General features: G+C 73.8%; 13 protein-coding genes. 8 read left to right on the forward strand and 5 right to left on the reverse strand.

Going from position 1 to position 15091, the window contains the following annotated elements; genetic code table 11:
- On the reverse strand, positions 1-943 hold a 943-nt coding region (locus LPU43_RS12940), incomplete at its 3' end, for a DUF8688 domain-containing protein (RefSeq protein WP_229400625.1).
- Positions 944-1225: 282 nt separating this feature from the next.
- On the opposite strand from LPU43_RS12940, the gene groES reads away from it, so the two are divergent.
- Complete coding sequence (gene groES, locus LPU43_RS12945) at positions 1226-1534, forward strand: co-chaperone GroES (protein WP_229400626.1); 309 nt, start codon at positions 1226-1228, stop codon at positions 1532-1534.
- Between the two features lie 70 nt (positions 1535-1604).
- The gene (groL, locus tag LPU43_RS12950) at positions 1605-3251 is read left to right on the forward strand and encodes a chaperonin GroEL (protein ID WP_229400627.1); all 1647 of its coding nucleotides are present in this window, start codon (positions 1605-1607) and stop codon (positions 3249-3251) included.
- Between the two features lie 295 nt (positions 3252-3546).
- Here groL and LPU43_RS12955 read toward each other — a convergent pair whose 3' ends face one another.
- On the reverse strand, positions 3547-3930 hold the full coding sequence (locus LPU43_RS12955; protein WP_229400628.1) for a WhiB family transcriptional regulator: 384 nt from the start codon (positions 3928-3930) through the stop codon (positions 3547-3549).
- Positions 3931-4185: 255 nt separating this feature from the next.
- On the opposite strand from LPU43_RS12955, the gene LPU43_RS12960 reads away from it, so the two are divergent.
- Positions 4186-5001 carry a response regulator transcription factor gene (locus LPU43_RS12960; protein ID WP_229400629.1) on the forward strand — a complete coding sequence of 272 codons (816 nt, stop codon included), beginning with the start codon at positions 4186-4188 and terminating at the stop codon, positions 4999-5001.
- Between the two features lie 101 nt (positions 5002-5102).
- On the opposite strand, the gene LPU43_RS12965 is transcribed toward LPU43_RS12960, so the two are convergent.
- A complete protein-coding gene (locus LPU43_RS12965; protein ID WP_229400630.1) occupies positions 5103-5513 on the reverse strand; it encodes a DUF5319 domain-containing protein in 411 nt (136 codons plus the stop codon).
- A 235-nt stretch (positions 5514-5748) separates the two neighbouring features.
- Between LPU43_RS12965 and guaB the strand changes: the two genes are divergently transcribed.
- The 3 genes from guaB to LPU43_RS12980 all read left to right on the forward strand — a co-directional run bounded on the left by guaB (position 5749) and on the right by LPU43_RS12980 (position 10083).
- Positions 5749-7311: an IMP dehydrogenase gene (guaB, locus tag LPU43_RS12970; RefSeq protein WP_229400631.1), complete on the forward strand. Its 1563-nt coding sequence runs from the start codon at positions 5749-5751 to the stop codon at positions 7309-7311.
- Between the two features lie 30 nt (positions 7312-7341).
- Positions 7342-8460 (forward strand): GuaB3 family IMP dehydrogenase-related protein, encoded by a 1119-nt coding sequence (locus LPU43_RS12975; protein WP_229400632.1) that lies wholly within the window; start codon positions 7342-7344, stop codon positions 8458-8460.
- Positions 8461-8628: 168 nt separating this feature from the next.
- Positions 8629-10083 (forward strand): M1 family metallopeptidase, encoded by a 1455-nt coding sequence (locus LPU43_RS12980; protein ID WP_373321708.1) that lies wholly within the window; start codon positions 8629-8631, stop codon positions 10081-10083.
- Positions 10084-10097: 14 nt separating this feature from the next.
- Here LPU43_RS12980 and LPU43_RS12985 read toward each other — a convergent pair whose 3' ends face one another.
- The gene (locus LPU43_RS12985; RefSeq protein ID WP_229400634.1) at positions 10098-11216 is read right to left on the reverse strand and encodes an LCP family protein; all 1119 of its coding nucleotides are present in this window, start codon (positions 11214-11216) and stop codon (positions 10098-10100) included.
- A gap of 115 nt (positions 11217-11331) precedes the next feature.
- Between LPU43_RS12985 and LPU43_RS12990 the strand changes: the two genes are divergently transcribed.
- Both LPU43_RS12990 and guaA read left to right on the forward strand, forming a co-directional pair.
- Entirely contained in the window at positions 11332-13029 is a 1698-nt protein-coding gene (locus LPU43_RS12990; protein WP_229400635.1) for an FAD-dependent oxidoreductase, read from the forward strand.
- 86 nt (positions 13030-13115) lie between these two features.
- Positions 13116-14672, forward strand: coding sequence for a glutamine-hydrolyzing GMP synthase (guaA, locus tag LPU43_RS12995; RefSeq protein WP_229400636.1), 1557 nt, complete (start codon positions 13116-13118; stop codon positions 14670-14672).
- 9 nt (positions 14673-14681) lie between these two features.
- Here guaA and LPU43_RS13000 read toward each other — a convergent pair whose 3' ends face one another.
- Positions 14682-14957, reverse strand: a complete 276-nt coding sequence (locus LPU43_RS13000; protein ID WP_229400637.1) for a PspC domain-containing protein — start codon at positions 14955-14957, stop codon at positions 14682-14684.
- Between the last annotated feature and the right edge of the window lie 134 nt (positions 14958-15091).

Below are 15091 nucleotides of genomic sequence, written 5' to 3' on the forward strand. Positions count from 1 at the left end.
CCGGGTCGGGGTCGTGGAGGTAACGGCGCACGGGGCCGACCGCCGCCTCGGCGGTGCCGGAGCCGGTGAGCTGGTGGCCGGAGCCGGCGGGCTGACCGTCGGGGCCGGCAGGTTGCCCGCCGGAGGCGGGGGGCTGATAAGAAGGGGCCCCTGCTCTACCGGAAGCGTTAAAAGGGTGCCCTTCCTTCAGCACCGTCGCGCGGCGGGGGGACCCGGCGAGCGGGCCGCACCAGAGGGCGGCCTCGACCAGGTCGCCGCCCACGCTCACCCACTCCGCCTCCGCCCCCGCCGGGATCAGCGCGTGGTCGAGGCCGGGGGCGACCTTGACCACGGTGCGCGGCACCCGCTCGGCCAGGCCGGTGACGAAGTCCCAGGGGGGCGAGTAGGCGTTCGGGTCGAAGATCCGCCGGCCGGTGCCCGCCCTGCGCCGCGCCGGGTCGCAGAAGACCGCGTCGACGCGGGACACGTCGAACGCCGTGGCGTCGCCGCACTCCACGGTGAACCGGTCGGCCAGCCCGGCGGCCTCGGCGTTCGCGGCGGCCATCGCGGCGGTCACCGGGTCGGCCTCCACCCCGTACACGCGGATTCCGGCGCGGGCGGCGGCGAGCGCGTCGGCGCCGAGGCCGCAGCCCAGGTCGGCCAGCGTGCGCACCCCGGCGGCGCGCAGCCGCTCGGCCCGCCGGTCGGCCACCACCCCCCGGGTGGCCTGTTCCAGCCCCGCGCGGGTGAGGAACATGCCGGCGGCGGCGGGGCCGAACTTGCCGACCGCCCGGCGGCGCAGCTCGGCCTGGGTCAGCGCGGCGGCGGCCAGCCCGGCGGGCAGCCCGGCGGAGCGGAGCGCCGACGCCGCCGTCAGCGGGTCGCCGCCGGCCACCCCGGCCGCCGCGGCGAGCGCGGCCGACCCCTCGGGGGTACGCAGTGCGGCGAACTGGTCGAGATCCACCCGGTCATTGTCCCGGCCCGGTCCGGGGCTGCGCGGGCCGCCTCGGCGTGCGACACGGCGGGCGGCGCGCTGGCACTCTCCTTGACGGAGTGCTAGCGACGGCATAACCTGCGATTAGCACTCTCACCCTGAGGGTGCCAGCTCCCGGGCCCCGCGCCCGGTGGCTGAACGCCAGGCGGACCGGCACCCGCGACGACGGCCCCGCCCGGTGGCATGTGGCTAATTGACGCTGGTCGGCCCCGCCGGCCGGCAACGAAACCAGTACCCCAGGAGGGTAAGCCCGTGACTACCGCGACCAAGGTTGCGATCAAGCCGCTCGAGGACCGGATCCTGGTCCAGGCGAACGAGGCTGAGACCACCACGGCGTCGGGCATCGTGATCCCCGACACCGCCAAGGAGAAGCCGCAGGAGGGCACCGTCCTCGCTGTCGGCCCGGGCCGGATCGACGACAAGGGCAACCGCATCCCGGTTGACGTCGCCGTCGGCGACACCGTCATCTACTCGAAGTACGGCGGCACCGAGGTCAAGTACGCCGGCGAGGAGTACCTGGTGCTCTCCGCCCGCGACGTCCTCGCGGTCATCGAGAAGTAACCAACCGATCAGTGTCGCTGCCCCGGTCCGGCTCGCCGGGCCGGGGCAGCGACGCCTCGAAGGGACATTCATGGCGAAGATCCTGAGCTTCTCGGACGACGCCCGGCACCTGCTGGAGCACGGTGTCAACGCCCTCGCGGACGCGGTCAAGGTCACTCTCGGCCCGCGCGGGCGCAACGTCGTCCTGGACAAGAAATTCGGTGTGCCCACGATCACCAACGATGGCGTGACCATCGCCAAGGAGATCGAGCTCACCAACCCCTACGAGAACCTCGGCGCGCAGTTGGTCAAGGAGGTGGCGACCAAGACCAACGACGTCGCCGGCGACGGGACCACCACCGCGACCGTGCTGGCCCAGGCCATGGTCCGCGAGGGCCTGCGCAACGTGACCGCCGGGGCCAACCCGTCCGGCCTCAAGCGCGGCATCGACGCGGCGGCGGCCAAGGTCTCCGAGGCCCTGCTCGACCGGGCCGTGGAGGTCACCGGCAAGGAGTCGATCGCGCACGTCGCGACGATCTCCGCGCAGGACGCCACGATCGGCGAGCTGATCGCCGAGGCGATGGAGCGGGTCGGCCGCGACGGTGTCATCACCGTCGAGGAGGGCTCCACCCTCGCCACCGAGCTGGACGTGACCGAGGGTCTCCAGTTCGACAAGGGCTTCATCTCGCCGAACTTCGTCACCGACGTGGAGGAGCAGGAGGCGGTCCTGGAGGACCCGTACATCCTGATCACCACGCAGAAGATCTCGGCGATCGAGGAGCTGCTGCCGCTGCTGGAGAAGGTCCTCCAGAACAGCAAGCCGCTGCTGATCATCGCGGAGGACGTCGAGGGTCAGGCCCTGTCCACGCTGGTGGTCAACTCGATCCGCAAGACCCTCAAGGTCTGCGCGGTGAAGGCCCCCGGCTTCGGCGACCGCCGCAAGGCGATGCTCCAGGACATGGCGATCCTCACCGGCGCCGAGCTGGTCGCCCCGGAGCTGGGCTACAAGCTGGACCAGGTCGGCCTGGACGTGCTCGGCACCGCCCGGCGCGTCGTGGTCGACAAGGAGAACACCACCGTCGTCGACGGCGGTGGCAAGGCCGGCGAGGTCGCCGACCGGGTCGCGCAGATCCGCAAGGAGATCGAGGCCTCGGACTCCGAGTGGGACCGGGAGAAGCTGGCCGAGCGGCTGGCGAAGCTCTCCGGCGGCATCGCGGTCATCAAGGTGGGCGCGGCGACCGAGGTCGAGATGAAGGAGCGCAAGCACCGCATCGAGGACGCCATCGCCGCGACCAAGGCCGCCGTCGAGGAGGGCACGGTGCCCGGCGGTGGCGCCGCCCTGGCGCAGATCCTGCCGGCGCTCGACGACGACCTCGGCTTCACCGGTGACGAGAAGGTCGGCGTCTCGATCGTGCGCAAGGCGCTGGTCGAGCCGCTGCGCTGGATCGCGCAGAATGCCGGCCACGACGGCTACGTCGTGGTGCAGAAGGTCGCCGGCCAGGAGTGGGGCAACGGCCTCAACGCCGCCACCGGCGAGTACGTCGACCTGGTGAAGTCCGGCATCATCGACCCGGTGAAGGTGACCCGCAACGCGGTCTCCAACGCCGCTTCGATCGCCGGCCTGCTGCTCACCACCGAGAGCCTGGTGGTGGAGAAGCCGGAGAAGGCCGAGCCGGCCGCAGCGGGCGGCCACGGCCACTCGCACGGCCACGGCCACCAGCACGGCCCGGGTTTCTGACCCGACCCGTACGACACCGCTCAGGGCACGCCGTCACCGACGGCGTGCCCTGACGCGTCCCTGGCGGTCCCACCGTCCGGCGGCGTCACCCGGCCCGCGTCCGGCCGACGGGAGCGCGCGTCCGGGCCGGCCGGGGGTGACACGACGCCGCGCCGGGGGGTGACACGACGCCGCGCCCCGGGGTCCGGGGCGCGGCGTCGGTGTTCTGGTCGCGGTGTCGGCCTTCGGCCGGGTGGTTCTGGTCGCGGTGTCGGCTCCTGGGCGTCGGGGTCGGTCAGGCGCGCTGCGGGTCCGGTCAGGCGACGCTGCGCTGGGCCGGCACCGTGGACTTGTGCGGGCGGCCGAGGCGGGCCTCCAGGCGGGCCACGTCGACCCGGCTGTGCCGGCGGTCGGCGAGGTCCTCCCAGCCCACGGCGAGCAGCCGCAGCCGCTCGGCCTCGCTGAAGCCGCCCCAGACGCCGTACGGCTCGCGGACGGAGAGGGCGTGCGCCGCGCACTCGGCGCGCACCGGGCAGGCCCGGCAGACCGCCTTGGCGCCGGACTCGCGGCGCAGGCGGGAGGAACCGCGCTCGCCGTCGGGGTGGAAGAACTGGGCGCTGTCGCGGCCCCGGCAGGCACCGAGCCGCTGCCAGTCCCAGAGGTCGACGATGGGTCCGGGCAGCCTGCGTACGTTCGACATCAGCACCCCTCCTCCCGCGCGGCACCGCGGAGATACTCAGTTGACCGGTGTCCGGGCGGCGGCCGCGCTGGCGCACCGTTTCCGGCTCGGGCTCCCCGGTACCCCACTCCACCGCCGCTCACACTTCCTGAGATCGGAAAGCTCGGGCAACACGCGGCATATGCCCCACATGTCGGAAAAGTTCGGAGGATTGCCGGGAACCCCCACCCGAGCCGACCTCCCCGTGGTCTGCTCGGAGTCGGAGAGGAGACCACTGTGCGTACCGTTCTCGTGTGCGTTCGGACACCGCTCGCCGCGCAGCAACTGAACTCTGCGGCGGCGCGGCTCGGACTGTCGGCCGCCGTCCGTACCGCCGTCTCCGATCCCGAGGTGATGCTGCGGCTGGCGGAGGGGCCGGTGGACGTCGTGCTCGCCGACACGGCCCTCACCCGGCCGGACAGCGCCGCCTTCGTGCGCCGGGTGCTGGCCCGCGCGCCGCAGGCCGCGGTGCTGCTGCTCGGCGCCGAGGAGTCGGAGGCCGCCGCCGCGACCATCGGCGCGGGGGCCCGGGGGCTGATCCAGGGCACCGACCACGACCTGACCAGCGCGGTGGCCAAGGCCCTGCTGCTGCTCTCGGCACCCGGCCGGGCCACCCGTCACCGGGTGACGGATCCGGCCCGGGACGCCGCCTCCGTCGGCGGGCCGGCGCGACCCGCGCCCGGCGGCCGTACCCCGAACGGGCCCGGCCCGGCCTGGCCGGCGGGGCCCGAGGGGCCGGGCGGCGTGCCGTCCGTGGTGCCGGTGCAGCGCGGGGACGACGAGCCGGAGGCGGCCGGCGGCGAGGGGGACCCGGCGGCGGCCCAGCGGCCCGCGCCTGCGCGCGCCGGCCGGGGCGGGGTGGGGCTCACGGAGCGGGAGTTGCAGGTGCTGCTCGGCATGGCCGAGGGCAAGAGCAACGCCGAGATCGGCCGGGAGCTGTTCGTCTCGGAGGACACGGTGAAGACCCACGCCCGCCGGCTGTTCCGCAAGCTCGGCGCGCGGGACCGGGCGCACGCGGTGGCCGCCGGCTTCCGCGCCGGCCTGGTGGCCTGAACCGCCCCGCCGCGCTGACCGTCGGGCCGCCGGCCTGGTGGGCTGAACCGCCCCGCTGGCCCGGCTCCCTGAACCGCCCCGCCGGCAACGGCGACCCTGGGTCAGGCGCCCGGCTCGGGGTCGTCCTCGGTGCCCTCGGTGAGGGTGTCGTGCACGCCGTCGGCGTACCCCCGGGCGTAGTCCCAGGTCACGTAGTGGTCCGGGTCGGGGTCGTAGGCCGGCTCGTGCACCCGGGGGCGGCCGGAGTTGAGCAGGTGGCGCAGGTTGCCCCGCAGGAGGTCCCAGTCGAAGTAGTGCGGCTCGCGGCAGTCCTCGCACTCGATGACCAGCCCACGGACCCCGACGGGCGCGAGCAGCGCCTGGTAGATCTCCAGATCGGCCAGGTCCTCCAGCACGTCGGCCCGTTCGACCTCGGTCAGCGGGTCGGGTGCGGCGTCGTCGTCCGGATCGTGCAGCTCCGCCGCCGGATCGGCCGGGTCGCCGTTGAACGGGTCGATGGGCTCGTCGTGCACCCCCTCACCGTAGTCCCCGCGACCGCGCGACGCCCGCCCCCGTCCGGTCGATCACCCCGCGTCGGCGAACGACCCGGGAGAACGTCACGCAGCGTCGTCCGGTGGCCCGGGACCGGCGGGGGTGGCCATGGCCGATGGGTACGATGGCACCGACGCGCCGTCACCGGTGAGTGCGCCGGATGCCCGCGCCCGCCACCTCGCCGAAGCCCGCCCGACCCAGCTCAGGAGAGCAAACGTGGACAATTCGCCCAGCATCGATCTTCCGGCCGGCGCCGACACCGGCGAGCTGGGCGGCCACCTGCCGGAGCTGCCCGCCGGCTCGGCCCGCGTGGTCCCGCTCGGCCTCACCTTCGACGACGTCCTGCTCCAGCCGGGCGAGTCGGACGTGGTGCCCAGTCGGGTCAACACCCGCACCCGGCTGACCCGCAACGTCGAGCTGACCGTCCCGCTGCTGTCCAGCGCGATGGACACGGTCACCGAGGCGCGGATGGCGATCGCGATGGCCCGCCAGGGCGGCATCGGCGTGCTGCACCGCAACCTCTCGCTGGAGGACCAGGCGCTCCAGGTCGACCTGGTCAAGCGCTCCGAGTCCGGCATGATCACCAACCCGGTGACCGCGAGCCCCGACGACACCCTGAGCGACGTCGACTCGCTCTGCGGCCGGTACCGCATCTCGGGCGTCCCCGTGGTCGACGGCGACGGCCAGCTCGTCGGCATCGTCACCAACCGGGACATGCGCTTCGTCTCCGAGCCGAACACCCGGGTCCGCGAGATCATGACTCGGACGCCGCTGATCACCGCCCCGGTCGGGGTGAGCAAGGACGAGGCGCTGGCCCTGCTGCGCCAGCACAAGGTGGAGAAGCTGCCGATCGTCGACGGCTCGGGCAAGCTGCGCGGGCTGATCACCGTGAAGGACTTCACCAAGAGCGAGCAGTACCCGAACGCCACCAAGGACGACGCCGGCCGGCTGCGGGTGGCCGCCGCCGTCGGCGTGGGCGACGACGCGTACAAGCGGGCGCGGACGCTGGTCGACGCGGGCGTGGACGTGATCATCGTCGACACGGCCCACGGTCACCAGCGGGCGGTGCTCGACATGGTCCGCCAGCTCAAGTCCGAGGTCGCCATCGACATCGTCGGCGGCAACGTGGCCACGTACGCCGGGGCGAAGGCCCTGGTCGACGCCGGCGCCGACGGCGTGAAGGTCGGCGTGGGCCCGGGCGCGATCTGCACCACCCGGATCGTGGCCGGCGTCGGCGTACCCCAGATCACCGCGATCATGGAGGCGGCGCGGGCCGCCCGCCCGGCCGGCGTCCCGGTGATCGGCGACGGCGGCATCCAATATTCGGGCGACATCGCCAAGGCCCTCGTGGCCGGCGCGGACACGGTGATGCTCGGCAGCCTGCTGGCCGGCTGCGAGGAGAGCCCCGGCGAGCTGATCTTCATCAACGGCAAGCAGTACAAGGCGTACCGGGGGATGGGCTCGCTCGGCGCGATGCAGTCGCGGGGGCAGGCCAAGTCGTACTCGAAGGACCGCTACTTCCAGCAGGACGTCCTCGCCGAGGACAAGCTGGTCCCGGAGGGCGTGGAGGGCCAGGTGCCCTACCGGGGGCCGCTCTCCGCCGTCGCCCACCAGCTCATCGGTGGGCTGCGGGCCGCGATGGGGTACGTCGGCGCGGAGAGCATCCCCGAGCTGCACCGGCGCGGCCAGCTCATCCGGATCACCGCGGCCGGGCTCAAGGAGAGCCACCCGCACGACATCCAGATGACCGTCGAGGCGCCCAACTACCACTCCCGCTGACCGCCACCCCTCTAGCCACCTGGAGCCCCCATGCGTGACGTGGTCGAGATCGGCCTGGGCAAGACAGCCCAGCGCGGTTACCACCTGGACGACATCGCCATCGTGCCGAGCCGCCGCACCCGGGACGTCGACGACGTCTCCACCACCTGGCAGCTCGACGCCTACCAGTTCGGCATCCCGTGCGTGGGGCACCCCTCGGACGCGACGATGAGCCCGGCGTCCGCCGTGCGGCTCGGCCAGCTCGGCGGGCTCGGCGTGCTCAACGTCGAGGGCCTGTGGACCCGGTACGAGAACCCGACCAAGATCCTGGAGGAGCTGGCCGCCCTCGGCGAGGACGCCCGCGCCACCAAGCGGCTCCAGGAGGTGTACGCCGAGCCGATCCGCCCCGACCTCATCGCCGAGCGGGTGCGCGAGCTGCGGGCCGGCGGCGGCACGGTGGCCGTGCGGGTCTCCCCGCAGCACACCCTGGCGCTCGCCCCGGTGATCCTCGACGCGGGTGTGGACATCCTGGTCATCCAGGGCACGATCGTCTCGGCCGAGCACGTCTCCACCACCGACGAGCCGCTGAACCTCAAGGAGTTCATCGCCGACCTCGACCTGCCGGTCGTCGTCGGCGGCTGCACCGACTACAAGACCGCGCTGCACCTGATGCGCACCGGCGCGGCCGGCGTGATCGTCGGCATCGGCGGCGACGACTGGTCGACCACCGAGTCGGTGCTGGGCATCCGGGTGCCGATGGCCACCGCGATCGCCGACGCCGCCGCGGCCCGTCGGGACTACCTGGACGAGACCGGCGGCCGGTACGTACACCTGATCGCCGACGGCGACATCCAGACCTCCGGCGACATCGCCAAGGCGCTGGGCTGCGGCGCGGACGCGGTGATGCTCGGCGAGCCGCTGTCGCTGTGCGAGGAGGCCCCGGCCGGCGGCGCGTGGTGGCACTCGGCGGCCAGCCACCCGTCGCTGCCGCGCGGCGCGTTCGAGGTGGCCGGCGAGCCGCTCGGCGAGATGGAGCGGCTGCTGTTCGGCCCGGCCGACGAGCCGGACGGCCAGCTCAACCTCTTCGGCGGCCTGCGCCGGGCGATGGCCAAGTGCGGCTACCGCGACCTCAAGGAGTTCCAGAAGGTCGGCCTGGTCCTGGACCGCTGACCCACCCACCAGCCCCTTCCCCACCTGACGCACCCCACCCGTGCCCGCACCTACCCGGAACGAGTGGCCATTCCGGCCCGGATGGCCACTCGTTCCGTGTCCGAGGGCCGGGGTGGAAGGGCGGTGGGTAGGGTGGGTCGAGGTCCCCGGGAGGACGACGTGATGACTCTGCGCCTGCGGGGACCGCGCCTCGGCGTCGGCCTTTTGCTGGCCGGGGCGGTCGGGCTGGCCGCCTGCACCCCGGCCCCGCCCGAGCCGGCCGCGCGGGAGTCCACCCCGCCGTCGAGCGGGCCCCGGCAGTTCACCGCCGGCGCGCCCGGGGTGGGCGACGACTACTTCCCCCGGTACGGCAACGCCGGGTACGACGTGACCCGGTACACCGTGAAGATCCGGTACGACCCGGCGCGGGACCGCCTCACCGGCACCACCACCGTGCAGGCGACGGCGACCGCCGACCTCTCCTCGTTCAACCTCGATCTGGCCGGGCTCACCGTGCGGAAGGTGACCGTGGACGGCGCGCCCGCCCGGCACGCCCGCACCGGCGACGAGCTGGTGGTCACCCCCGCCGCCGGGCTGCCCTCGGGCAACGGCTTCAGCGCCGAGGTCGACTACGAGGGCGAGCCGGCCCCGCTGCGCAACGAGGCCCTCGGCTCCGGCGGCTTCCGGGCCACCTCCGACGGCGCGGTGGCCCTCGGCCAGCCGGAGTCGGCGAGCACCTGGTTCCCGGTCAACGACCACCCCTCAGACAAGGCCACGTACGAATTCGAGATCACCGTGCCGGAGGGGCTGACCGCCGTCAGCAACGGGGTGCCGGTGGGCCGGAGCACCCGCGCCGGCTGGACCACCTGGAAGTGGGCCGAGCGCTCGCCCATGGCCAGCTACCTGAGCACCGTGGCGATCGGCGAGTTCCGGGTGACCCAGGGCGAGCACAAGGGGCGGCCGGTGTTCAGCGCCGTCACCACGAAGGTGCCCCAGGGCGCCGCCGACGCCTCCATCGCCCGCACCGTCGAGGTGGCCGACTACCTGGAGGGCGTCTTCGGGCCGTACCCGTTCGGCGCGTACGGCGGGGTGGTCGTCTCCGAGCCGGGCATCGGGTACGCGCTGGAGACGCAGAGCCGCCCGGTCTACGCGGCCAGCTTCTTCCAGCGGGGCGAGAACACCGGGGTGGTCGCGCACGAGCTGGCCCACCAGTGGTTCGGCAACAGCGTGACGCTGACCCGGTGGCGCGACATCTGGCTCAACGAGGGGATGGCCACGTACGCGGAGTGGCTGTGGGAGGAGCACCGGGGCGGGCGGACGGCGCAGCAGTCGTTCGACGCGGAGTACCTCGGCGCGTCCGAGCAGCTCTGGCGGGTCGCGCCGGGGAAGCCGGGGCCGGAGAACCTGTTCAGCAGCTCGGTGTACCGGCGCGGGGCGATGACGGTGCACGCGCTGCGGACCACCGTCGGCGACCGGGCGTTCTTCGAGATCGTGCGCGCGTGGGGGGCCGACCGGCGCGACGGCAACGCCACCACGGCGGACTTCGTCGCGTTCGCCGAGCGGGTCGCCGGCCGGCAGCTCGACGCCCTCTTCGACGCCTGGCTCCACGGCACCGAGCGGCCGGAGCGCCCCGCGCCCCGCTGACCCGCCCCGCGCCGTCAGCGCCGCACGACCAGCTCCGGGTGGTCGGCCAGGTACTTCTCCGCCCGGCCCTCCTTCAGGGCGGTGAGGAACTCCCGGCCGACGGGTTCGAGCTGCTCGCCCCGGTAGACGCTGCCCCGGCCCACCCCCTCGCCGGGCAGGGCGACCAGGACGAGCCGGTCGGCGGGGAGCCCGCCGAGGGCGTACGCGAGGTCGACGATGCGGGGCCCGCCCGCGTAGAGCAGGGTGTCGCCGAGGGCGGCGACGACCTGCTCGACCCGGTCCGGCTGCCGGGGCAGGCCCTCGGCCTGGAGCTTCGCCACCAGCGCCCGGAGGAGCTGCTGCTGGTGGCGCTGCCGGTCGTAGGCGCCGTTGGCCAGGCCGTAGCGCTGCCGGGCGTAGTCCAACGCCTGCCAGCCGTTGAGGTGCCGCTCGCCGGTCTCGTAGACCATCTGCGGGCCGGTGTACCCACCGCCGCCCGGCGCGGGGTCGCGGTGCCGGCCGTCCGGCCGCCGGTGCAGCGACACGGTCCGCTGGTCGATGTGGAGGTCGACGCCGCCGACGGCGTCCACCAGCTTCTCGAAGCCCTGGAAGGTGACCACCGCCCCGGCGTCGACGCGCAGCCCGGTGTACCCGCTGACGACGCCGCGCAGCAGTTCGTAGCCCTGGGCGACGCTGGGCTCCTTCGGCTTGCCGGGCACCCGGCTGCCGTAGCTCATCGCGTTGGTGAGCTTGGTCCTGCCGCCGTCGTACCCGGCCCTGGGGTAGGCCGGGATGTCGACGAGCAGGTCGCGGGGGAGCGAGAAGAGGTACGCCCGGTCCAGCTCCTTCGTCACGTGCGCGATCAGCACGGCGTCGCCGTGCGGCTCCCACCCGGGCACGCTGACCCGGGTGTCCACCCCGACCATCAGCAGGTTGAGCGGGCCGGTGACGCCGGCCCCCGGCGGCGGGGTCGGGCTCGGCGCGACCGCCGAGGGCGTGGGCGCGGCGCTGCCCGGCCGCGCACCGGGCTCGGGCTGCCGGTCGGCGGCCAGCCGGAGCGCCACGGTCGCGCCGGCCGCCACCGCGACGGCCGCCAGCAGGACGGCCAGCCCCGTTCGCCACCGCCGACGCCCGGTCTGCGCGTGTCCGGTCATGTCACACACCCCCGCCCGTACAACGCTGCGACCGTGGGAAGCGGTTGCGGCGGTGTGCATGATGCCGCGAAAACTGGCCCTGGCGCGATAGCTACTCGTCGGTAATGATGCGGTGATGCGGTACGACGTGCTCGTCATCGGCTCGGGTTTCGGCGGCAGCGTCACCGCGCTGCGGCTCGCCGAGAAGGGCTACACGGTCGGCGTGCTGGAGGCGGGTCGCCGCTTCGCCGACGACGAGTTCCCCGAGACCTCGTGGCGGCTGCGCCGCTTCCTCTGGGCCCCGAAGCTCGGCTGCTACGGCCTGCAACGGATCACCCTGCTCCGCTCCGCCGACCGCGGGCAGGGCGGCGGGGTGCTGGTGCTCTCCGGCTCCGGGGTGGGCGGCGGCTCCCTGGTCTACGCGAACACCCTCTACGAGCCGCTCGACGCGTTCTACGACGACCGGCAGTGGCGGGACATCACCGACTGGCGCGACGAGCTGGCCCGGCACTACGACCAGGCGAAGCGGATGCTCGGCGTCACCACGTACCCGCAGGACACCCGCGCGGACCGGGTGATGCGGGCGGTGGCCGGGCGGATGGGGGTGGGGCACACCTACCACCCGACCCCGGTCGGGGTGCACATCGGCCGCCCGGGGGAGCGGGTCGCCGACCCGTACTTCGGCGGCGTCGGCCCGGAGCGCACCGGGTGCAGCCACTGCGGCGCCTGCATGACCGGCTGCCGGCACGGGGCGAAGAACACCATGCCGAAGAACTACCTGTGGCTGGCCGAACGGCTCGGCGTGCGGGTGCATCCGCTGACCACGGTGACCGCCGTGCGCCCGGCCGACGGCGGTGGCTACCGGGTGGAGACCGTCCGCACGGGGGCCTGGGTGCGCAAGCGCCGCCAGGTGTTCCAGGCCGACCAGGTGGTCCTCGCCGCCGGGGCGCTCGGCACCCAGCGGCTGCTGCACGAGATGAAGGCCACCGGCGCGCTTCCCCACCTGTCGAGTCGCCTCGGTGAGCTGACCCGGACCAACTCCGAGGCGATCCTCGGCGCGTCGGTGCCCCCGGCGAAGGCCCGCGCCCAGGGGCTGGACTTCACCGAGGGCGTGGCCATCACCAGCTCCTTCCACCCCGACCCGCAGACCCACATCGAGCCGGTCCGCTACGGGCGCGGCTCCAACGTCATGGGCCTGCTCCAGTCGCTGCTGGTCGACGGCGGCCCGCACCGGGTTCTGCGCTGGGTGGGCGTGCTGCTGCGGCAGCCCTGGACGGCCGCCCGGATGCTCACCGTCCGCAACTGGTCGGAGCGGACGATCATCGCGCTGGTCATGCAGTCCGCCGACAACTCGCTGACCACCCGCTGGCGGCGCGGGCCGCTGGGCCGGCGGCTGGTCTCCGGCCCCGGCCACGGCACCCCCAACCCGACCTGGATCCCCGCCGGCAACGCCGCCGCCCGGCTGATGGCCGAGGAGATCGGCGGCACGCCCGGCGGGTCGCTCACCGAGCCGTTCGACATCCCGATGACGGCGCACCTGCTCGGCGGGGCGGTCATCGGGGCCACCCCGGCCGACGGGGTGGTCGACCCGTACCACCGGGTCTTCGGGCACCCGGGGCTGCACGTGGTGGACGGGGCGGCCGTCTCGGCGAACCTCGGGGTGAACCCGTCGCTGACCATCACCGCCCAGGCGGAGCGGGCGATGTCGCTCTGGCCGAACAGGGGCGAGGCGGACCCGCGACCGCCGCTCGGCGAGCCGTACCGGCGGATCGAGCCGGTGCCGCCGGCGCGGCCGGCGGTGCCGGCGCACGCCCCGGGCGCCCTGCGGGCGTGAAAGGAAGGGCACCTTCTTAACCCCTGCGGTAGAGAAGGGTTCCCCTCTCACCGGGACAGGGGTGACTGTCGGTAGGCTTCCTGCACATGAGCACGCCTCGTCCCGTCCTCGTGGTGGACTTCGGAGCCCAGTACGCCCAGCTCATCGCGCGCCGGGTGCGCGAGGCGAAGGTCTATTCGGAGATCGTCCCGCACTCGATGCCGGTGGCCGAGATGCTGGCGAAGAACCCGGCCGCGATCATCCTGTCCGGCGGCCCGGCCAGCGTCTACGCCCCCGACGCCCCGCAGATCGACGCGGGCGTGTTCTCGGCGGACGTCCCCGTCTTCGGCATCTGCTACGGCTTCCAGGCGATGGCCCAGGCGCTCGGCGGCACCGTGGCGCGCACCGGCAACCGCGAGTACGGCGGCACCCCGCTGCGCCCCCGCCTGCTCGAACCCGGCGTGCTGCTGCGCGACCTGCCGGCCGACCTGCCGGTCTGGATGAGCCACGGTGACTGCGTCACCGAGGCCCCGGCCGGCTTCACGGTCACCGCCGAGTCGGCCGGCGCGCCGGTCGCCGCGTTCGAGGACCTGGCCGGTCGCCGCGCCGGGGTGCAGTTCCACCCGGAGGTCGGGCACACCGCGCACGGCCAGGAGATGCTCACCCGGTTCCTGTACGACATCGCCGGCATCGAGCCCACCTGGACGCCCGAGAACATCATCGACGATCAGGTGGCCCGCATCCGCGAGCAGGTGGGCGACAAGGAGGTCATCTGCGGCCTGAGCGGCGGGGTGGACTCGGCGGTCGCCGCCGCGCTCGTGCACCGGGCCGTGGGCGACCAGCTCACCTGCGTCTTCGTCGACCACGGGCTGCTGCGGGCCGGCGAGGCCGAGCAGGTGGAGAAGGACTACGTCGCGGCCACCGGCATCAGGCTCAAGGTGGTCGACGCGGCCGACCGCTTCCTCGACGCGCTGGCCGGGGTGACCGACCCCGAGCAGAAGCGGAAGATCATCGGCCGGGAGTTCATCCGGGTCTTCGAGGCCGCGGCCCGGGAGATCGCCTCGCACGGCGACGTCGAGTTCCTGGTGCAGGGCACCCTCTACCCCGACGTGGTGGAGTCCGGCGGCGGCACCGGCACCGCCAACATCAAGAGCCACCACAACGTCGGCGGCCTCCCGGAGGATCTGAAGTTCTCCCTGGTCGAGCCGCTGCGCACGCTGTTCAAGGACGAGGTCCGCGCGCTCGGCCTCCAGCTCGGCCTGCCGGAGGCGATGGTCTGGCGGCACCCGTTCCCGGGCCCCGGCCTGGCCATCCGGATCATCGGCGCGGTCGACCGGGAGCGGCTCGACCTGCTGCGCCGGGCCGACCTGATCGCCCGTGAGGAGCTGAGCGCCGCCGGCCTGGACCGGGGCGTCTGGCAGTTCCCGGTGGTGCTGCTGGCCGACGTGCGCAGCGTCGGGGTGCAGGGGGACGGGCGCAGCTACGGGCATCCCGTGGTGCTGCGCCCGGTCTCCAGCGAGGACGCGATGACCGCCGACTGGTCCCGGCTGCCGTACGACGTGATCGCCCGGATCTCCACCCGGATCACCAACGAGGTGGCCGAGGTGAACCGGGTGGTCCTGGACGTCACCAGCAAGCCGCCGGGCACCATCGAGTGGGAGTGACGCCGCGCCTCACGCGCCGGGCGGCGGCCCCGGCCCGTCCGGCGCGGGGTGCGGCCAGGCCGGGGCGTCGGCCGGCTCCTCGGGCATCAGGAACCACATGATCGGGTACGCGAGCGCGGCCACCCCGGCGGTGACCAGCGTCGCGACGGCGAAGACCACCCGGACCAGGGTGGGGTCGACGGTGAAGTAGCGGCCGATGCCGCTGGCCACCCCGGCCACCATCCGGTCCGTGGTGGGGCGGCGGAGCTGCTTGTACGGGGCCTGCTGCGGCGGTGTGTAGGTCATGCCTCCACTTTCCGCGCGGGCCGACGCGCCGACCTCGGTGACGGCCCGGATCGATACCCTGAACTGCCCCTGATGATCAAGTATTCAGTCAGGAATCTGACTATTTTCGATGCGGGTAACCCGGGCGGAGGAGA

The sequence above is a fragment of the Micromonospora okii genome, assembly GCF_020884795.1.
GTDB classification, from domain to species: domain Bacteria; phylum Actinomycetota; class Actinomycetes; order Mycobacteriales; family Micromonosporaceae; genus Micromonospora; species Micromonospora okii.

What these genes read in the sequence shown, in the direction of transcription:
- LPU43_RS12985 (WP_229400634.1), bottom strand. Translation starts at nt 11,216, where the DNA reads ATGACCGGACACGCGCAGACCGGGCGTCGGCGGTGGCGAACGGGGCTG.
- LPU43_RS13000 (WP_229400637.1), bottom strand. Translation starts at nt 14,957, where the DNA reads ATGACCTACACACCGCCGCAGCAGGCCCCGTACAAGCAGCTCCGCCGC.
- LPU43_RS12990 (WP_229400635.1), top strand. Translation starts at nt 11,332, where the DNA reads ATGCGGTACGACGTGCTCGTCATCGGCTCGGGTTTCGGCGGCAGCGTC.
- LPU43_RS12975 (WP_229400632.1), top strand. Translation starts at nt 7,342, where the DNA reads ATGCGTGACGTGGTCGAGATCGGCCTGGGCAAGACAGCCCAGCGCGGT.
- guaA (WP_229400636.1), top strand. Translation starts at nt 13,116, where the DNA reads ATGAGCACGCCTCGTCCCGTCCTCGTGGTGGACTTCGGAGCCCAGTAC.
- groL (WP_229400627.1), top strand. Translation starts at nt 1,605, where the DNA reads ATGGCGAAGATCCTGAGCTTCTCGGACGACGCCCGGCACCTGCTGGAG.
- LPU43_RS12955 (WP_229400628.1), bottom strand. Translation starts at nt 3,930, where the DNA reads ATGTCGAACGTACGCAGGCTGCCCGGACCCATCGTCGACCTCTGGGAC.